This window comes from Mesorhizobium sp. (genome assembly GCF_005063415.1).
Classification (GTDB): domain Bacteria; phylum Pseudomonadota; class Alphaproteobacteria; order Rhizobiales; family Rhizobiaceae; genus Mesorhizobium.
In genome coordinates, this window is sequence record NZ_SUEG01000051.1 from 1 (window position 1) to 17581 (window position 17581).

Consider the following 17581-nt stretch of genomic DNA (forward strand, 5'->3'; position numbering starts at 1 on the left):
CCGCTTCCCCACCGATGATGGCGTTCGAGCCAGGGGAACTGCGGCAACTGTTGGAGGATGAACCCGCTTCCCCACCGATGATGGCGTTCGAGCCAGGGGAACTGCGGCAACTGTTGGAAGACGAGCCTGCCTCCACTTGGGCACAAATCAATTCGACCCCACATGCGCGAGCGGACGGTGTTCATCAGCCAGCCCAGGCGCCGTGGCTCCCTGAACGCAGAAGATAACTTTGCGGAGGAGCGGTCACGCAACTGTCGGCGGCGCCGGGCCTCAGGGTGAATGGAAAGGATGGAGTGGCGGATGGTGTCGCGTGAAGGCGCAACACGCGTGCTGACCGACCTGCATACGTAGGAAGTCGTTCATTGCTCCCAAATCGTATGTGAGGAACATTCCTGTCCCGGCTGCGCCGCGCGATGCTAGGTCGCGTTGTTCAGCGGGCCAAGCCGATGACACCTACGAAGCTACTGATCGGGCAGATCGCCGTTGTGTGCGCAATTGTCATTATCGGCGTATGGACGGCAACCCAATGGTGCGCTCAAATGCTGACCTACCAGACGCCTCTCGGCGCACCATGGTTTCTCTTCGCCGGCTGGCCAATCTACAAGCCGTGGAAGCTGTTTGAATGGTGGTTCCACTTCGATGCTTATGCGCCGGAGGTCTTCGACAAAGCCGGTACGCTTGCAGGCGCCAGCGGATTCCTGGGTTGTGCCGCCGCAATCGCTGGCTCGCTTTTGCGCGCGCGACAGCGCGGGTCGGTTACGACCTATGGGTCTTCACGGTGGGCCACGACTCATGAGGTCGAGACGGCAGGGTTGTTACGGCCGGCGGGCGTTTTCCTCGGTAGGCTGAACGATCGCTATCTGCGCCATGACGGCCCGGAGCACGTCATGGCATTTGCGCCGACGCGTTCGGGCAAGGGCGTGGGGCTGGTTGTTCCAACGCTACTTTCCTGGACCGGGTCTGCCATCATTCATGATATAAAAGGCGAAAATTGGCAGTTGACCTCCGGCTGGCGGTCGAAATTCTCGTACTGCCTTCTGTTCAATCCGACCGACCCGAGATCGGCACGCTACAACCCGCTGCTGGAGGTGCGCAAAGGCCCAGATGAGATCCGGGACGTTCAAAACATCGCCGACATCCTCGTCGATCCCGAGGGCGCGCTGGAGCGACGGAACCACTGGGAGAAGACCAGCCATTCACTCCTAGTTGGCGCCATTTTGCACGTGCTCTACGCTGAAGAGGACAAGACGCTGGCCCGCGTCGCCACCTTCCTGTCGGACCCGCAACGCTCGTTTGCCGCAACGCTACGGCGGATGATGACGACAAACCATCTCGGGACGGGGCATAACCCTCAGGTCCATCCCGTAGTGGCCTCGGCGGCTCGCGAACTCCTGAACAAGTCGGAAAACGAGCGCTCAGGCGTCCTCTCGACCGCCATGTCCTTTCTCGGGCTTTATCGTGATCCAACGGTCGCGGCGGCCACTTCGTCCTGCGACTGGCGCATCGCTGACCTAGTGGATGGAGAGCGACCGCTGTCGCTCTATCTGGTCGTGCCGCCTTCGGATATCTCGCGCACCAAGCCTTTGGTGCGACTGATCTTGAACCAGATCGGCAGGCGGTTGACGGAGCGTCTGGAGGGGGACCCGAAGAAGAGCCGTAAGCATCAGCTGCTCATGATGCTGGACGAGTTTCCGGCGCTCGGTCGCCTCGACTTCTTCGAAACGGCGCTCGCCTTCATGGCAGGTTATGGCATTCGCTCCTATCTGATCGCACAATCTTTGAACCAGGTTTCAAAGGCCTATGGCGAGAACAATGCTATTCTCGACAATTGCCACGTGCGAATTGCCTTTTCCTCCAATGACGAACGCACGGCCAAGCGCATCTCGGATGCCCTCGGCACCGCAACCGAACTTAGGTCGATGCGCAACTATGCGGGCCATCGGCTTGCGCCCTGGCTTTCACATGTCATGGTGAGCCGCCAGGAAACCGCGCGCCCGCTCCTGACGCCAGGCGAGGTGATGCAATTGCCGCCGTCAGACGAATTGGTCCTGGTTTCTGGGTTGCCGCCGATCCGCGCCAAGAAGCTGCGCTATTATCAGGATCAGAATTTCACAGATCGGGTGCTGCCTGCGCCGGTGCTGCACGACGGACCCTATGCGGACTGCCCTGCATCACGCCCGGACGGCTGGACTGGACAAGTGTGCAGCGTCGATAGCCGACTTGCTGCGGACGAGGAAAGCGCCGACGCGCCAGTTGAAGACGAGGGAGGCGTTCAGCAGCAACGCCATCCAAGCCTGCCCGAAGAAGACGTTGTTGTCTCTCAAGAGCCCGATCAGGCCGATCTGTACAAGCCCGCAGACGATGACAGCGAAGCGCTCGCGGACAAGCGTGTCATGGATCGGATTTCCACTGCGGCCCGCGTCTACGGTATCAACGAGGGCAGGGGCGACGATGTCATTCCCGGCTTCTGAAGTCCGCTGAGTTGCAGAGCGCACCTCAGCGTAGATAACGGCCATAAGCAATTTTGAGCGTCTGGCCGATGCTTCTCCCGTCGCCGGCGCAACGCCGGGCCGTCGGAACGATCCGCATGAAGCCGCACCGCATTCGCCATCAGTTTCTGCTTGAGCCGGAGCTCAGCGAGAAACTGGACAACCTCAGTCGCGATCCGTCAACGACCAAATCAGCGATCGTGGCGAAGGCGATCGAGGCGTTCATCGAGCGGCGTGGCGAGAGCGAGTTCGATCGGCGCTACGGCGTAAGGCTTGACCGGCTCTCCCGCGATCTTGCCCACGTCAGGCGCGATTCCGAGGTGATCCTGGAGAGCCTGGCGCTCTTCATCCGCTTTTCGATCACCCTTCACGCCCACACGCCGGTCCCGGATCGGGCAACGCAGGCTATTGCCCAAGAGCGTTTCGAGAAATTCGTTGAGAAGGTCGGCCGCCAGATCGCTTCCGGCAAAAAGTCGCTTAGCAAAGACAATGGTGGGGGAGGGGAAGGATGAGCTCTCATCCCGAGGCCGACCACCGGCGGCGTGTCATGCTGCGCACCGCCATGGGTCCGGCAATCACCGAAGCCCTGGCCGATCCGTCCGTCATCGAGGTGATGGTCAATCCCGACGGCGCGCTGCGACTCGACCGGTTAGGCGAAGGTCGGGTCGATACCGACGTTCACATGCACCCGTCCGAGGCAGAACGTATCATCCGCCTGGTTGCTTCGCACGTGCGCGCCGAGGCGCACGCCGACAACCCGATCGTCAGTGCCGAATTGCCGTCTGGCGAACGCTTCGAAGGCCTGCTGCCACCTGTGGTGTTGGCGCCATGTTTTGCCATCCGCAAGCCCGCCGCGAAAGTCTACACCCTGGCCGACTATGTTGCCGAACGCATCATGCTGCCGCTGCAGGCCGATGCGCTGAAAAAGGCCGTCCGCGAGCGGCGCAACATGCTGATCGCCGGCGGCACTTCCTCGGGGAAGACAACACTCGCCAACGCTCTGCTGGCTGAAGTCGCCGAATGCGACGATCGGGTGATCCTGATCGAGGACACACGCGAACTGCAGTGCGCGGCCAGGGACTGCGTTGCCCTGAGAACAAGGCGGGGCTCGGTCACCCTTGCCGATCTCGTGCGCTCGACGCTGAGGCTCAGGCCGGACCGCATCATCGTGGGCGAGGTGAGGGGCGCGGAAGCGCTCGACATGCTGAAGGCATGGAACACCGGGCACCCAGGCGGCATCGCTACCGTACACGCCAATTCCGCGCGCTCGGCTCTCTATCGCATTGAGCAACTCGCCCAGGAAGCGGTGGTCACCGTTCCCCGCCGGCTCATCGCTGAGGCGATAGATCTGATCGTCTTCATAGCGGGACGCGGCTCGTCGCGCCACATCGACGCAATCGCCGAGGTCACCGGTCTCGACGGCAGCGGCGATTACGCCGTTGCCCCGCTCACGCTTTCGCAACTCCAGCAGCTTTGAAAGGCCTTCCTCATGCGCAAGAAGCTTCGCTTTCTTTCGTCCACAGCGCTCGCGTTTCTTATCACGGCCCCGGTTTATGCCGCCGGCTCCGGCATGCCGTGGGAGCAGCCGCTGCAGCAGATCCTGGAGTCCGTGCAGGGACCGGTCGCCAAGATCGTTGCGGTGATCATCATTATCACCACCGGCCTGACGCTTGCCTTCGGCGACACCGCCGGTGGTTTTCGGCGCCTGATTCAGATCGTCTTCGGTCTGTCGATCGCCTTCGCGGCATCGAGCTTCTTCCTCTCCTTCTTCTCCTTCGGTGGTGGGGCGCTCGTCTGATGGCCGCCGGGGAGCAGCATATCGAGGGCTTCGCAGTACCGGTCCACCGGGCGCTGACCGAGCCGATCCTGCTCGGCGGGGCTCCGCGCGCGGTGGCGATCCTCAACGGTACAGTGGCCGCGGCCATTGGCTTCGGCTTGCAGCAATGGATTGCTGGTCTGGTGCTTTGGATCGCAGGCCACTCGTTAGCGGTGTTTGCCGCAAGACGCGATCCGGACTTCGCCAGCGTGCTTGTGCGCCACCTACGTCTGAAGGGGTGGCTTGCATGCTGAACCTTTCGGAATATCGAAGCAAAGCCGACCGGCTTGCCGACCATCTACCCTGGGCTGCCTTGGTGGCGCCCGGCATCGTGCTCAACAAGGACGGCAGCTTTCAGCGGACGTTGCGGTTCCGCGGCCCGGATCTCGAAAGTGCGACGGAGGCTGAACTCGTCGGCATTTGCGCCCGGGCGAACAATGCTCTCAGACGCCTTGGCTCTGGCTGGGCATTGTTCTTTGAGGCCGAGCGCACAGAAGCGCTGGGCTATCCGAACTCGCATTTTCCTGACGCCGCGTCGTGGCTGGTCGACGAAGAACGCCGCGCTGCTTTCGAGGGGAAGGTAGCGCACTACGAGAGCCGCTATCATCTGACCTTGGTGTTTATGCCACCGCCGGACGCCCAGGCGCGCGCAGAAAGCACGCTCGTCGACTCTCATTATTCCCGAGGAGAAAGAGACTGGCGCCAGGATCTGGCGAGGTTCCGTGACGAGACCAACCGCGTGCTCGATCTCTTCTCGGGTTTCATGTCCGAAGTACGCGTCCTCGATGATGCTCAGACGTTGACCTACCTCCACGGCACGATTTCGCCTCGTCGCCATCCTATCATGGCCCCGGAAACGCCGATATATCTGGATGCAATCCTGGTCGATGCGCCGCTTACCGGTGGCCTGGAGCCGATGCTGGGTGAGCAGCATCTTCGCACACTGACCATCCTCGGCTTTCCGAACCTCACCCGGCCCGGAATCCTCGATACCCTCAATCATCAGGATTTCGCCTATCGCTGGATGACGCGCTTCATTCCGCTCGAGAAAACGGAAGCCACGAAGACGCTGACGCGATTGCGCCGGCAGTGGTTTGCCAAGCGCAAATCGATCGTGGCAATCCTACGCGAGGTCATTACCAACGAGCCGGTCCCGCTTGTCGATAGCGATGCCGACAACAAGGCGCTCGATGCCGACGAAGCCCTTCAGGCATTGGGCGGTGATCATGTGAGTTTCGGCTATCTCACCACCACCGTGACGGTGTGGGGCGAGGATCGCCAAGCCGCTGCAGAGAAGCTTCGCGCGGTCGAGCGCATCATCAATGGGCTCGGCTTCACCACGATCCGAGAAGGCGTCAATGCGGTCGAGGCTTGGCTCGGCTCATTGCCTGGCCATGTCTACGCTAACGTTCGCCAACCGCTCGTTCATACATTGAACCTTGCCCATCTCATGCCGCTGTCGTCGGTTTGGGCCGGTCCTGCGACAAACGAGCATCTCGCGAAAGTCACCCAAACCGAAGCGCCACCGCTTTTCGTTGCCGAGACCAGTGGGTCGACACCGTTTCGGCTTTCCACCCACGTCGAAGATGTCGGCCACATGCTGGTTGTTGGTCCGACCGGCGCCGGCAAGTCGGTTCTGCTTGCTCTGATTGCTCTGCAGTTCAGGCGCTACGCCGGCGCCCAGGTTTATGTCTTCGACAAAGGCAATTCGGCCCGTGCTGCAACACTTGCCATGGGTGGAGAACACCACGCGCTAGGAGCGGACGGTTCCCTTGCCTTTCAGCCACTGCGCAGCATCAACGACCAGGCTAGCCGAAGCTGGGCGGCCGAATGGATCGCCAGCCTTGTTGCCCACGAGAACGTCACCGTCACGCCGGAGGTGAAGGAGGCTATTTGGTCAGCGCTGGCCAGCCTTGCCACCGCGCCGGCGCAGGAACGCACACTGACCGGTCTTTCGGTCCTGCTTCAATCCAATGCGCTGAAGACCGCATTGATGCCCTACACGCTCGACGGTCCCTTCGGCCGCCTGCTCGATGCCGATCATGATGGGCTGGCCTTGTCGGATGTGCAGTGTTTCGAGACCGAGGAGTTAATGCACAGCCAAAGCGCTTTGCTGCCGGTGCTTACCTATCTGTTCCAGCGACTTGAGGAACGGTTCGACGGACGGCCCACGCTGATCATGCTCGACGAGGCGTGGGTCTATCTCGACAATCCGCTGTTCGCCGCCCGCATCCGCGAATGGCTGAAGGTGCTGCGAAAGAAGAACGTGTCGGTTGTCTTCGCTACGCAGTCGCTGGCTGATATCGCGGGCTCTGGCATAGCGCCGGCAATCATCGAAAGCTGCCCGCAGCGCATTTTCCTTCCCAATGATCGTGCCGTGGAACCCCAGGCGCGCACAGCCTACGAGCGCTTCGGTTTAAGCGAGCGGCAGATCGAATTGATCGCCCGCGCCACGCCGAAGCGTCAGTATTATCTGCAATCGCGCCGCGGCAACCGTCTGTTCGAGCTCGAGCTTGGCCCCATCGCTCTTGCGCTTTGCGGTGCTTCCGATCCGGCCACGCAGACTCTGATCGACAGGATCATGTCCGAAGACGGGCAAGGCAGCTTTGCCTCGCAGTTCCTGATCGCGCGCGGCCTCGATTGGGCCGGCGAACTTCTCAAGCAATTCCCTCAACCAGACAAGGAGCAATTCTCATGATGCGGCGACGCCTTCTCTCCGGCCTGATCACCGTTTCCCTGATCGCCAAGCCTATGGCCGACTATGTGCAGCCCGCCTACGCCCTTATCGTGTTCGATCCGTCCAATTATGCGCAGAACGTGCTGACGGCCGCGCGCGCATTGGAGCAGATCAACAACCAGATCCAGTCGCTGCAGAATCAGGCGACCATGCTGCAGAACATGGCGCGCAATCTTCAGCGTCTGGATTTCTCTTCCGTTGGCCAACTCACCGGTTCGCTCCATCGCATCGACGGCTTGATGGACCAGGCGAGTGGCCTCAGCTTTGATCTGGGCAAGCTTCAAGACCAGTGGCGCAGCCAATATCCGGAAAGCTACGACGCCACGATCAAAGTCAGCGATGTGGCGAGTGCTGCGCGGGAGCGTTGGCAAACCGCCATGCAGGCGTTCCGCCAGACCATGGGTGTCCAGTCGCAAATCGTCGAGAACGTCCGCGCCGACGGCGATCTGCTCGCCGATCTCGTCAACCGCAGCCAAGGGGCGGCCGGTGCGCTTCAGGCAAGCCAGGCCACCAACCAGCTGATGGCGCTTTCGACAAAACAGCAGATGCAGATCCAGACGCTGCTCGCAACGCAGTTTCGAGCTGAGGCCGAGGATGCCGCCCGCAAGGCCCAGTCAGACGAAGCCGCCCGCGAGATGACGAAGCGATTCTTGGGTACCGGCTCGGCTTATCCCGGCAATTAATCACGAGTTCATCACGACGAGAAAGGCAGCGGCATGAACGACCTTGGCGTCATCGATCGCTTCATGGAGACCTTCATCCGCTACATCGACAGCGGGTTCGGTCTGCTATCGGGCGACCTCGCCTTCCTCACTACCATTCTGATCGGCATTGACATCACACTTGCCGGCCTGGCGTGGGCGCTCGGCGACGAAACCAGCGTTCTCGGCCGGCTTGTCCGCAAGGTGCTCTATGTTGGCGTCTTCGCCTTCATTCTGAACAATTTCAAGAACCTCGCCGATATCGTTTATCGTTCTTTTGCCGGTCTCGGGATTAAGGCGTCGGCCGGCAATCTGTCGGCAGACAATCTCTTGCGCCCGGGCCGCATTGCCGCGACCGGTTTCGAAGGTGCTTGGCCAATGCTTGACCAAGCCAGTCAGCTCCTGGGCTTCCCGGAAATCTTCGGCAACGCACTGACCATCTTCGTGCTGCTGATGGCCTGGTTCCTGGTCATCATCGCCTTCTTCATCCTTTCCATCCAGCTTTTCATCACCATCCTTGAGTTCAAGCTCACCACGCTGGCAGGTTTTGTTTTGGTTCCATTCGCACTTTGGAACCGTTCAGCGTTCCTGGCCGAACGCGTGCTCGGCCATGTTATCTCGTCAGGCATCAAGGTGATGGTGCTCGCCGTCATTGTCGGTATCGGCTCCACGCTCTTCGGGGAGTTCGCTTCCGCATTGCAAGGCAAGGAGCCGGATCTTGCCGGTGCCATGTCCCAGGTACTGGGCGCACTGGCATTGCTTGGCCTTGGCATTTTTGGGCCGGGGATCGCGTCGGGTCTTGTCTCAGGCGCACCGCAGCTTGGGGCGGGCGCCGCCCTCGGCACGACCGCGGCGGCAGCGGGTGTATCACTCGTTGCTGGAGGCACAGCATTTGCTGGCGCGCGTATGGCAACCAGCGGCGGTGTCGCCGCCATCCGAGCCGGCACAACAATGGGATCGGCTGCTTCCACGTCATGGCAGATCGGGCGCGCAACCTCGCCCGACGCTGGCCTCTCCGGTGTGGCTGCTGGAATGCATGGTGTAACCAGTGCAGCTGGCGGCGCCGCTATAGGCATAGCGCGATCCGCCACTGCAAGTGTTGGGCGCAACGCCGATGCCGGGCGCGATGCCGCGTGGACCGCGACCGGCGGCACGCCGACAGCGCCAATGACCGAACGCTCTGCCGGTTCGGCCACTGTTTCGGCGCCGACGTGGGCAAGGCGCCTACGTTCTGAACAGACCGCCCGTGCAAATCGCCACGCTGCCATGCAAGCTGTCCGAGACGGAGACCGGCCGGGAGGCAGCGCCAACCCCTCTCTCAACGACAAGGATGACTAGATGCTCTTCAAGCGACCCGTGCGCCGTTACGGCAAAACACCCGAACCGGTCACGCCGTATCAAAAAGCCGCCCAGCTGTGGGACGAGCGCATCGGCTCATCTCGACTGCAGGCCAGGAACTGGCGGATCATGGCCCTTGGCTGCCTGGCCTTGGCGACCGGGCTTTCCGGCGGACTCGTATGGCAGTCGATGCAAAGCCGTGTCGTGCCTTATGTCGTCGAGGTCGATGGCTTCGGCGAGACGCGCGCCGTCGCGCCGGCGATCCGGAATTATGAGCCCTCGGATGCTCAGATCGCCTGGCATCTCGGCCGCTTCATCCAGAATGTCCGTTCCGTTTCCACCGATCCGGTTTTGGTACGGCAGAACTGGTTGGCAGCGTACGACTTTGCTAGCGATCGCGCAGCGCTCTTCCTCAACGAATACGCCAAGGCGAACGACCCCTTCGGTCAGATCGGAACGCGCAGTGTTTCGGTACAGGTCACCAGCGTGGTCAGAGCCTCCGAAAGTTCATTCCAGGTCAAATGGACCGAGCAGGTGTTTGAGCGCGGAAGCCTTGCCAGCACGATGCGCTGGACTGCGATCCTCACGATCGTGATTCGCTCGCCAAGCAATACGGATCAGCTGCGCAAGAATCCGCTCGGCGTCTTCATCAATGCCATTGACTGGTCACGCGAGCTCGACAGCGCCGTCCCAACCCCCCTTTCTCCGACGGAGTCCACCAATGAAAGGTAAAATGTCACCGATTCGTGCCGTGCTGATCCTATCGGTGTCGGCAGCGGTCGTTTCCGCTTGTGCATCGAAGAAGGTGCCGCCGCCTGAGATTTCCTATGACGCTGCCGACTTCAAACCGGCCGCGATCGAAAAGGCGCCGGAGAGGCCGATTAGAATTGTCGAGGTGCCAAAACCACTGCCGCTGCCTGGCCAAATGCAGCCCGAGCCCGGCAAGGCCGAGGACAAGCGCCCCCCTGAAGAACGCGTCGCTGATGCCAACAAAGCCGCGACCCAGCAACCCACCAAGTACGGGTATGTTAATGCCGTGCAAGTCTACCCCTTCACCGATGGCGCGCTTTATCAACTCTATGCCGCGCCGGAGCGCGTGACCGACATCGCTCTGCAGCCGGGCGAGAAACTAACCGCCGTGTCGGCTGGCGACACCGTGCGCTGGGTCATTGGCGATACCGCAAGCGGCACCGGTGACAATCAGCGCACCCATGTTCTGGTAAAACCCTTCGCGCCGGGTCTTGCCACCAATGTCGTCATTACGACGGACCGGCGGACCTATCATTTGCAGCTTCAAAGCACCGAGAAGACCGCAATGGCGGCAATCTCCTGGACCTACAGCCAAGACCAGATCATCGCGCTTCGCCAGCGCAATGCTCAAGCCGAGGCAGTTACACCGGTCGCGTCGAATATCGCGCTCGAAAACCTTCGCTTTCGCTACTCAATCGGTGGCGACACACCGCCCTGGAGACCGACGCGAGCCTTCGACGACGGCAGCAAGGTCTATATTGAGTTCCCTCGTCGCATAGATCAGGGCGAGGCGCCACCACTCTTCATCGTCGGCGCAGATGGGAGCAGCGAGCTCGTCAACTATCGCGTGCGCGGCAACTATTACATCGTCGATCGGCTCTTCGCCGCGGCCGAACTTCGCCTCGGCACCAAGCGGCAGCAGGTGATCCGCATCAGCAGGATTGACGGCAGGCAACCGCAACGGCGGATCTCGCTCTTTCGCGGCAGCCGGCGAGGTGAGGACTCATGATCGAAAATTCCCGCTCTGGCATCCCGCCGAAACTGGATCCCGAGGAACTGCAGCTTCGGGCCTCTCCCCGCCGCGTGGTGCGGTTCAGGCGCGGTGTGATCATCGCGATCGCAGCGCTCGGATCCGGCGCTGTCTTCGGCGTTACCATGATCGCCCTCCAGGGGCCGGCCCTTCGCATCAGGGATCAGGCGGAAGATCTCTACAACACTGAGCGCAAACCAATCGCCGAGGGGCTCGATACGCTTCCCCATGACTATTCCGGCATGAAGCCGAAGCCTCCCGTCCTTGGGCTACCTTTGCCGGGCGACCTCGGCCGCCCCATCCTCGAGCGGCAGCGCCAGCTCGGCATCGTGCCGGGCCAAGACATCTCGGCCGAGGAGCAGCGTCTAGCGCAGCAGGCGATCGAAGCGCGTGAATCGCGGGTGCTTTTCCGCGTCGAAAATCGAGCTCAAAAGACAGATGTCGGAGAGAGCGTGCAAACTGCTCAGCATCCATTTGAGGCGCTTCCCCAATCCGAAGCAGGACGCGCGTCAGCCTCGGTGGCGGCGGCGGAAGGCGACCAGAACAATCAGCAGCGAAAGCTTGATTTTCTCAGCCAGCGGAGCACTGGCGGGATCTACAATCCGCATGCGCTGCAGACGCCGATCTCGCCATATCAACTGATGGCTGGCAGCGTGATTGCCGCCAGCCTGATCACCGGCATCAATTCCGATTTGCCGGGCCTTGTCGTCGCGCAAGTCACCGAAAATGTGCACGACACGGTCACGGGCAACATATTGCTGATTCCGCAGGGCTCACGTCTTATCGGCGTCTACGACAGCGTCGTCGCGTTCGGGCAAAAGCGAGCGCTGCTGGTCTGGCAGCGCATTCTGCTGCCCGACGGCTCGTCGGCCGAAATCGACAATCTGCCCGCGAGCGACACCGCCGGCTACGCAGGGCTGGAAGACGAAGTCGATTTCCACACTTGGCAGATGATCAAGGGAGTGGCGCTTGCCACATTGCTCGGTGTCGGCACAGAATTCAGCCTCGGCGAAAACGAGAGCGATCTGGTCAAGGCGATCCGGGAATCAGCCCAGCAGAACGCCAGTCGAGCCGGCCAGCGCATCACCGAAAAAAACCTCAATATCCAGCCCACCATCGTCGTCCGCCCAGGTTGGCCACTGCGCGTCATCGTGCACAAGGACATCGTGCTGCGGCCATACGCCAGTTGAGCAGGAGTTATCATGGCTGACCTGAAACTTGGAAAACTTCCGGACCGAACAGCTTCGAAGATCACCATTACCGTCAGCGCGGAGCTGAGCCAAACACTCAAGGAGTATGCTGCACTTTACCGTCAGACCTATGGTCAGTCTGAAACCGTGGCAGAACTCATCCCTTTCATGCTGGCGGCGTTTCTGGAAGGCGACCGAGCCTTTGCCAAGGCCAGAAAGGAACGTCTGCCGACGGAGCTTGCCGGAAAATCGTGACTCCTCCGCTAGGGCAGCTGGAACATAATGCAGGTATGCGCAAGAGATGATGTGGAAGGAGATACCGCGCAACAGCCTAAGTTTGCATTTTCGATTTGATGCGGTAGTCGCCTATGAGCGGTCAAAACGAAACGCAGCTGGTTCGCCGATCGACCAAACGGCGAGCGCACTGTGCTTTGCTCAGACCGCCACCGAGTGCCTCGCCGTTCCCCCTTTGAAATATGTATCGAACTTGGCCGCGATGGTTCGAATGAAGGGGCGACTTTCAGTCCGTACGAGGAAACTGTCACCATCGAATTCAAGCGCTCGGGCAGGATCGTGGAGTGCGATGGACCTCGAGCGATGAAGGAGCTGCTCGCCGGCTTTGCCGAACCGCTCCACCAGATCGACTGCCGAGAAGGCAAAATCACACATCAGCCGCTCGATGATCCAGCCACGGACGCGATCGTCGTCGGAAAGGGCAACGCCGCGGACGGCAGCCAACCCGCCATCCGCAACCATGCGCCCGTACCCGGCAGTCGAAGCCATGTTCTGCACGTAGCCTTGGCGAAAACGACCGATGGACGAAGGGCCAAGTCCGATCAGTGTCGGGCAGCGATCCTCAGTGTAGCCCTGAAAATTGCGATGCAAAACCCCTGCGCGGGCCGCTATGGCCAGCGCATCGTCGGGCTTCGCGAAATGATCGAGTCCTATTGCCTCATATCCCTTGGCGACAATTGCCCGCGCCGCGAGTTGAGATTGGGCGAAACGCTCAGTGGGACTCGGCAGCCATGCCTCGTCGATCATCGTCTGATGCTTCTTGAACCAGGGCACATGTGCGTAGCCGAACAGGGCCATCCGGTCTGGCTCCAAGGTCAGTGCCTGCGCCACCGTGGAACAGATCGTCTCGCGTGTCTGATTCGGGAGCCCGTAGAGCAGGTCCAGATTGACCGATTCGACGCCCCGCGAACGAACCCCGTCGACGACTGCCTTGGTCTGCAAAAAACTCTGCTCACGATTAATTGCTTTTTGCACTTGCGGATCGAAATCCTGCACGCCGAGGCTCGCCCGCGTTACGCCGATTTGAGCAAGTGCATCAAGGCGCGCCTTGTCCATGTCGTTGGTTTCGATTTCGATGCTGACCGTAGCATCCGGGAGAAGGTCGAAGCTGTCCCGCAAGGCCGCTCCAAGAGCAACCATATCATCGGGCCTCAGAATAGTTGGCGAACCGCCACCGAAGTGGATTGCACGGACATGTGCCTTGCCGCTCACCAGACCGGCAATCGTGACGATTTCGGCATTCAGCGAGCGCAGATAAGCGGCCACCGGCTCATATTGGTGCGTCTGCTTGGTGTGGCAGGCGCAGAACCAGCAGAGCTTGTCGCAGTAAGGAATGTGCAGGTACAGCGAGATTTCGTCGCCGCTTTCCAGCGTCTCCAACCAGCCACGGTAAATGGCAGCATCGATCCCCGAATGGAAATGCGGCGCCGTCGGATAGCTGGTGTAGCGTGGGACGTTCTCGCTGAGTTTGACAGCTATTTCCGATTGCATCTCGCGTTCACCGTGTTGCCCGCCGGAACACTGCACGCATCGCTGAAGCAGACCCTGATCTCGATCAGCCGCGCTCATGGACAAACCGCCGCAGGATTTCTCTACCCTGGATGGGTATCCTGCCGGCAGTTAGGATCGGGTAAGGCGAACGCATGACCTTTCGGCAAGACATTCATAGTTCCGGCATTCCTGTTCTTTGCCTCCCTTGCGAGGCACGGCGTCGCGGTGTCTGCGGTGCGCTCGATCCAGACAATTTGGTTGGGCTCGCCAAGACTTGCTCGCGTCGCCGGATCGAGTCAGGAATGGAGTTGACCGGCGAGGCACAGAACGTCGACAGCTACTCCAACGTGCTTTCAGGCGTGGTAAAGCTATCAAAGAGCCTGTCGGATGGGCGCCAGCAGATCGTCGGTCTCCAGTTTGCACCGGATTTTCTGGGACGTCCTTTCAAGGTGGAAAGCTCGATCAATGCGGAAGCGGCAACAGCAGTCACGCTGTGTTCGTTTCCGCGAGCGGCCGTCGAACGGATGATGAAGGCGTCACGGGAATTCGAGCATCGCCTGCTCAAACAGACGCTGAATGAACTCGATGAGGCGCGCGAGTGGATGGTGACGCTGGGGCGCAAGACAGCTCCGGAAAAGGTGGCGACTTTTCTCCTCATGATGGCCCGGAATATCGATTCCAGTCTCGATGCGGCTTCCGGGTCGGCGTCCTTCGATCTGCCGCTGACGCGTGTCGAAATGTCTGATTTCCTTGGAATCACCAACGAGACCGTGAGCCGCCAACTGACGCGATTGCGGGCTGACGGGGTGATTCGGATTGAGAACGCACGCCATGTGACGGTGGACAGCATAAGCCGTCTGGAGAAGCGCTGTGGCGGCGGACGCGAGCGGCCCTAAGCGGCGAGGCCATGTCGCATGACTCCGGGGCGGGCCGTGTTTGCCTTTTAATGCGATGTTGCCGCGCCTTCGACGAAGCGGCGTCACGGTCGAGACAAACAGCTTTCGGGCTTTGATAGGAACGTGACCAATCGCCAGGTGTGTTTCGGCACATACCGGCGAAGCATGGTCCTTAATCTGCCACGGCTCGGCGGAACGATCGCGTTCGTTTCCGCTGGGATCCGAACAACGTTTGGCAGGGCATCGGCAATAGCATCCAACGCGCGCAGGGCCTCAGCTTTCGCCTCAGCGATCGCGTCTGCGCCCGCCCAACCCAGGGAACGCCTTCCATGAGGGGGGTGAGCCCGCGCTGCGTTCCTCGTTCATTCGCCACCTGCTGATTGCGCCGCCGACACAAAATCGTGCGGCCTGACATAGATCAGGGCGAGGGGGCGGCGGCTGCGCGATTAGTGCGCTGCGGATTTGGCATCCACCAGATTCGAGATCGGGATCTGCAATGAAATTCGGCACAGAGATCGTCCTTCTAAGCGTGTTCGCTTTTGCGGCCCTGGTGGCCGCCGGCTTCGGCGTGGATGAACCTTTCCGCCGACACATGTGGGTGTTGTTCTTCGCAGTGGCTGGTTTCACTGCGATCCTGTTGCGCAACACGGAGTTCAAGCCAGCAGCTCCGATTGACCCATCCGCTTACATGGATGGTCCGATCCGCTACGGCGCGATCGCCACCGTGTTCTGGGGTGTCGTCGGCATGCTGGTCGGCGTCGTCATCGCGCTGCAGCTCGCCTACCCCGATCTCAACATCCAGCCCTGGTTCAATTTCGGTCGTTTGCGGCCGTTGCACACATCCGGTGTCGTCTTCGCCTTCGGCGGCAACGCGCTGCTTTGCACGTCTCTGTATGTCGTGCAGCGCACCTGCCGCGCCCGCCTCTTCGGCCGTGATCTCGCCTGGTTCGTCTTCTGGGGCTACCAGCTGTTCATCGTCATGGCCGCGACCGGCTACCTGCTCGGCATCACCGAGGGCCGCGAGTACGCCGAACCCGAATGGTATGTGGATGTCTGGCTGACCATCGTCTGGGTCGCCTACCTCATTCTGTTCCTTGGCACGATCCTGAAGCGCAAGGAACCGCATATCTACGTGGCCAACTGGTTCTACCTGTCGTTCATCGTGACCATCGCGATGCTGCATGTGGTCAACAACCTGTCCATACCAGTCTCGTTCCTGGGCTCCAAGAGCTACTCCGCCTTTTCAGGGGTCCAGGACGCCTTGACGCAATGGTGGTACGGCCACAACGCGGTCGGCTTCTTTCTCACCGCCGGCTTCCTCGGCATGATGTATTATTTCGTGCCCAAGCAGGCGAACCGGCCAGTCTATTCGTACCGGCTGTCGATCGTCCATTTCTGGGCGATCATCTTTCTCTACATCTGGGCCGGGCCGCATCACCTGCACTACACCGCCTTGCCCGATTGGGCGCAGACGCTCGGCATGGTGTTCTCGATCATGCTGTGGATGCCGTCCTGGGGCGGCATGATCAACGGCCTGATGACGCTGTCCGGCGCCTGGGACAAGCTGCGCACCGATCCCATCATACGCATGATGGTGATGGCCGTCGCCTTCTATGGCATGTCGACCTTCGAAGGCCCCATCATGGCGATCCGGGCGGTCAATTCGCTGTCGCATTATACCGACTGGACCATCGGCCACGTCCATTCGGGCGCGCTCGGCTGGGTTGGCATGATCTCGTTCGGCGCAATCTACTACATGGTGCCGAAGCTCTGGTGCCGTCACCGGCTCTATTCGCTGCGGCTCGTCACCTGGCACTTCTGGCTGGCGACACTCGGGATCGTCGTCTACGCCGCGGTGATGTGGGTTTCCGGCATCATGCAGGGCCTGATGTGGCGCGAATATGGCGAGCAGGGCTTCCTGGTCTACTCCTTCGCTGAAACCGTCGCCGCCATGCACCCCTACTATGTCATGCGCGCCATCGGTGGGGTCATGTACCTCTCCGGCGCCCTGATCATGGCCTGGAACATCACCAGGACCATCCTCGGCCACCAGCGCGAGGAGGAGCCGATGCCGAGCCCCGTCGCCATCCGACCTGCGCGATCAGGAGCCAGGTAATGGGCTTGATGGACAAACACGCAATCATCGAGAAGAACGCCACGCTTCTTCTCGTTGGCTCGCTGCTCGTGGTGACGGTCGGCGGCATCGTCGAGATCGCGCCTCTCTTCTATCTCGACAATACGATCGAGAAGGTGGAAGGCATGCGCCCCTATTCGCCGCTCGAACTTGTCGGGCGCAACATCTATATGCGCGAGGGCTGCTACCTCTGTCATAGCCAGATGATCAGGCCGTTCCGCGACGAAGTTGAGCGCTATGGCCACTACAGCCTGGCTGCCGAGTCCATGTACGATCACCCCTTCCAGTGGGGATCGAAGCGCACCGGGCCGGATCTCGCCAGAGTTGGCGACCGCTACTCGAATGCATGGCATGTCGCGCATCTTACCGACCCGCGCTCGGTGGTGCCGGAATCGATCATGCCGAGCTATGGGTTCCTGAAAGACACGCCGATCGACGTGAAGGATTTCTCGACGCATCTGGTCGCCAACAGGCTTGTAGCCGTCCCTTACACCGATGACATGATCGCCCACGCCAATGCGGATCTGGCGGCGCAGGCCGATGCCAATGCCGACACATCAGGCCTTGAGGCGCGTTACCCCAAAGCCAAGATCGGCGACTTCGACGGCAACCCGCAACAGGTCACCGAAATGGATGCCCTGCTCGCCTACCTGCAGATGCTTGGCACACTGGTCGACTTCAAAAATTACGACGAAGCCGCCGGCTACCGCTGAGG

At 60.8% G+C, this 17581-nt stretch carries 17 protein-coding genes; 16 read left to right on the forward strand and 1 reads right to left on the reverse strand.

Annotation, left to right across the window (positions count from 1 at the left end):
• The 13 genes from E5W70_RS15515 to E5W70_RS15575 form a co-directional block, all read left to right on the forward strand.
• A partial coding sequence (locus E5W70_RS15515) for a hypothetical protein (protein ID WP_292376198.1) occupies positions 1-227 on the forward strand: 227 nt, incomplete at its 5' end.
• Between the two features lie 219 nt (positions 228-446).
• Entirely contained in the window at positions 447-2471 is a 2025-nt protein-coding gene (locus E5W70_RS15520) for a conjugal transfer protein TraG (protein WP_292659560.1), read from the forward strand.
• A gap of 116 nt (positions 2472-2587) precedes the next feature.
• Positions 2588-3001 (forward strand): CopG family transcriptional regulator, encoded by a 414-nt coding sequence (locus E5W70_RS15525; protein ID WP_095488561.1) that lies wholly within the window; start codon positions 2588-2590, stop codon positions 2999-3001.
• Positions 2998-3966 (forward strand): P-type conjugative transfer ATPase TrbB, encoded by a 969-nt coding sequence (trbB, locus tag E5W70_RS15530; protein ID WP_024502850.1) that lies wholly within the window; start codon positions 2998-3000, stop codon positions 3964-3966. The genes E5W70_RS15525 and trbB overlap by 4 nt, the downstream gene beginning before the upstream one ends.
• 12 nt (positions 3967-3978) lie before the next feature.
• Entirely contained in the window at positions 3979-4287 is a 309-nt protein-coding gene (locus E5W70_RS15535) for a TrbC/VirB2 family protein (protein ID WP_024502851.1), read from the forward strand.
• The gene (locus E5W70_RS15540) at positions 4287-4559 is read left to right on the forward strand and encodes a VirB3 family type IV secretion system protein (RefSeq protein ID WP_024502852.1); all 273 of its coding nucleotides are present in this window, start codon (positions 4287-4289) and stop codon (positions 4557-4559) included. The genes E5W70_RS15535 and E5W70_RS15540 overlap by 1 nt, the downstream gene beginning before the upstream one ends.
• Positions 4553-7003: a conjugal transfer protein TrbE gene (gene trbE, locus E5W70_RS15545; protein ID WP_063169232.1), complete on the forward strand. Its 2451-nt coding sequence runs from the start codon at positions 4553-4555 to the stop codon at positions 7001-7003. Before E5W70_RS15540 ends, trbE begins: the two co-directional genes overlap by 7 nt.
• A complete protein-coding gene (gene trbJ, locus E5W70_RS15550) occupies positions 7000-7725 on the forward strand; it encodes a P-type conjugative transfer protein TrbJ (protein WP_024502854.1) in 726 nt (241 codons plus the stop codon). The genes trbE and trbJ overlap by 4 nt, the downstream gene beginning before the upstream one ends.
• A gap of 33 nt (positions 7726-7758) precedes the next feature.
• Positions 7759-9081: a P-type conjugative transfer protein TrbL gene (trbL, locus tag E5W70_RS15555; RefSeq protein WP_292659531.1), complete on the forward strand. Its 1323-nt coding sequence runs from the start codon at positions 7759-7761 to the stop codon at positions 9079-9081.
• Complete coding sequence (gene trbF, locus E5W70_RS15560; RefSeq protein ID WP_292659533.1) at positions 9082-9813, forward strand: conjugal transfer protein TrbF; 732 nt, start codon at positions 9082-9084, stop codon at positions 9811-9813.
• Between the two features lies 1 nt (position 9814).
• Entirely contained in the window at positions 9815-10840 is a 1026-nt protein-coding gene (trbG, locus tag E5W70_RS15565; RefSeq protein ID WP_292659562.1) for a P-type conjugative transfer protein TrbG, read from the forward strand.
• A complete protein-coding gene (locus E5W70_RS15570; protein WP_292659535.1) occupies positions 10837-12051 on the forward strand; it encodes a TrbI/VirB10 family protein in 1215 nt (404 codons plus the stop codon). The genes trbG and E5W70_RS15570 overlap by 4 nt, the downstream gene beginning before the upstream one ends.
• A 12-nt stretch (positions 12052-12063) precedes the next feature.
• The gene (locus E5W70_RS15575; RefSeq protein WP_024502859.1) at positions 12064-12306 is read left to right on the forward strand and encodes a DUF2274 domain-containing protein; all 243 of its coding nucleotides are present in this window, start codon (positions 12064-12066) and stop codon (positions 12304-12306) included.
• Between the two features lie 180 nt (positions 12307-12486).
• Here the strand turns inward: E5W70_RS15575 and hemN are convergent, their stop codons facing one another.
• Positions 12487-13836 (reverse strand): oxygen-independent coproporphyrinogen III oxidase, encoded by a 1350-nt coding sequence (gene hemN / locus E5W70_RS15580; protein WP_063169226.1) that lies wholly within the window; start codon positions 13834-13836, stop codon positions 12487-12489.
• A 152-nt stretch (positions 13837-13988) separates the two neighbouring features.
• Between hemN and E5W70_RS15585 the strand changes: the two genes are divergently transcribed.
• The 3 genes from E5W70_RS15585 (at position 13989) to ccoO (ending at position 17579) form a co-directional block, all read left to right on the forward strand.
• Positions 13989-14732: a Crp/Fnr family transcriptional regulator gene (locus tag E5W70_RS15585; RefSeq protein WP_292659537.1), complete on the forward strand. Its 744-nt coding sequence runs from the start codon at positions 13989-13991 to the stop codon at positions 14730-14732.
• 496 nt (positions 14733-15228) lie between these two features.
• Positions 15229-16848, forward strand: coding sequence for a cytochrome-c oxidase, cbb3-type subunit I (gene ccoN / locus E5W70_RS15590; protein WP_292659538.1), 1620 nt, complete (start codon positions 15229-15231; stop codon positions 16846-16848).
• On the forward strand, positions 16848-17579 hold the full coding sequence (gene ccoO, locus E5W70_RS15595; RefSeq protein ID WP_292659540.1) for a cytochrome-c oxidase, cbb3-type subunit II: 732 nt from the start codon (positions 16848-16850) through the stop codon (positions 17577-17579). Before ccoN ends, ccoO begins: the two co-directional genes overlap by 1 nt.
• Positions 17580-17581: the final 2 nt, after the last annotated feature.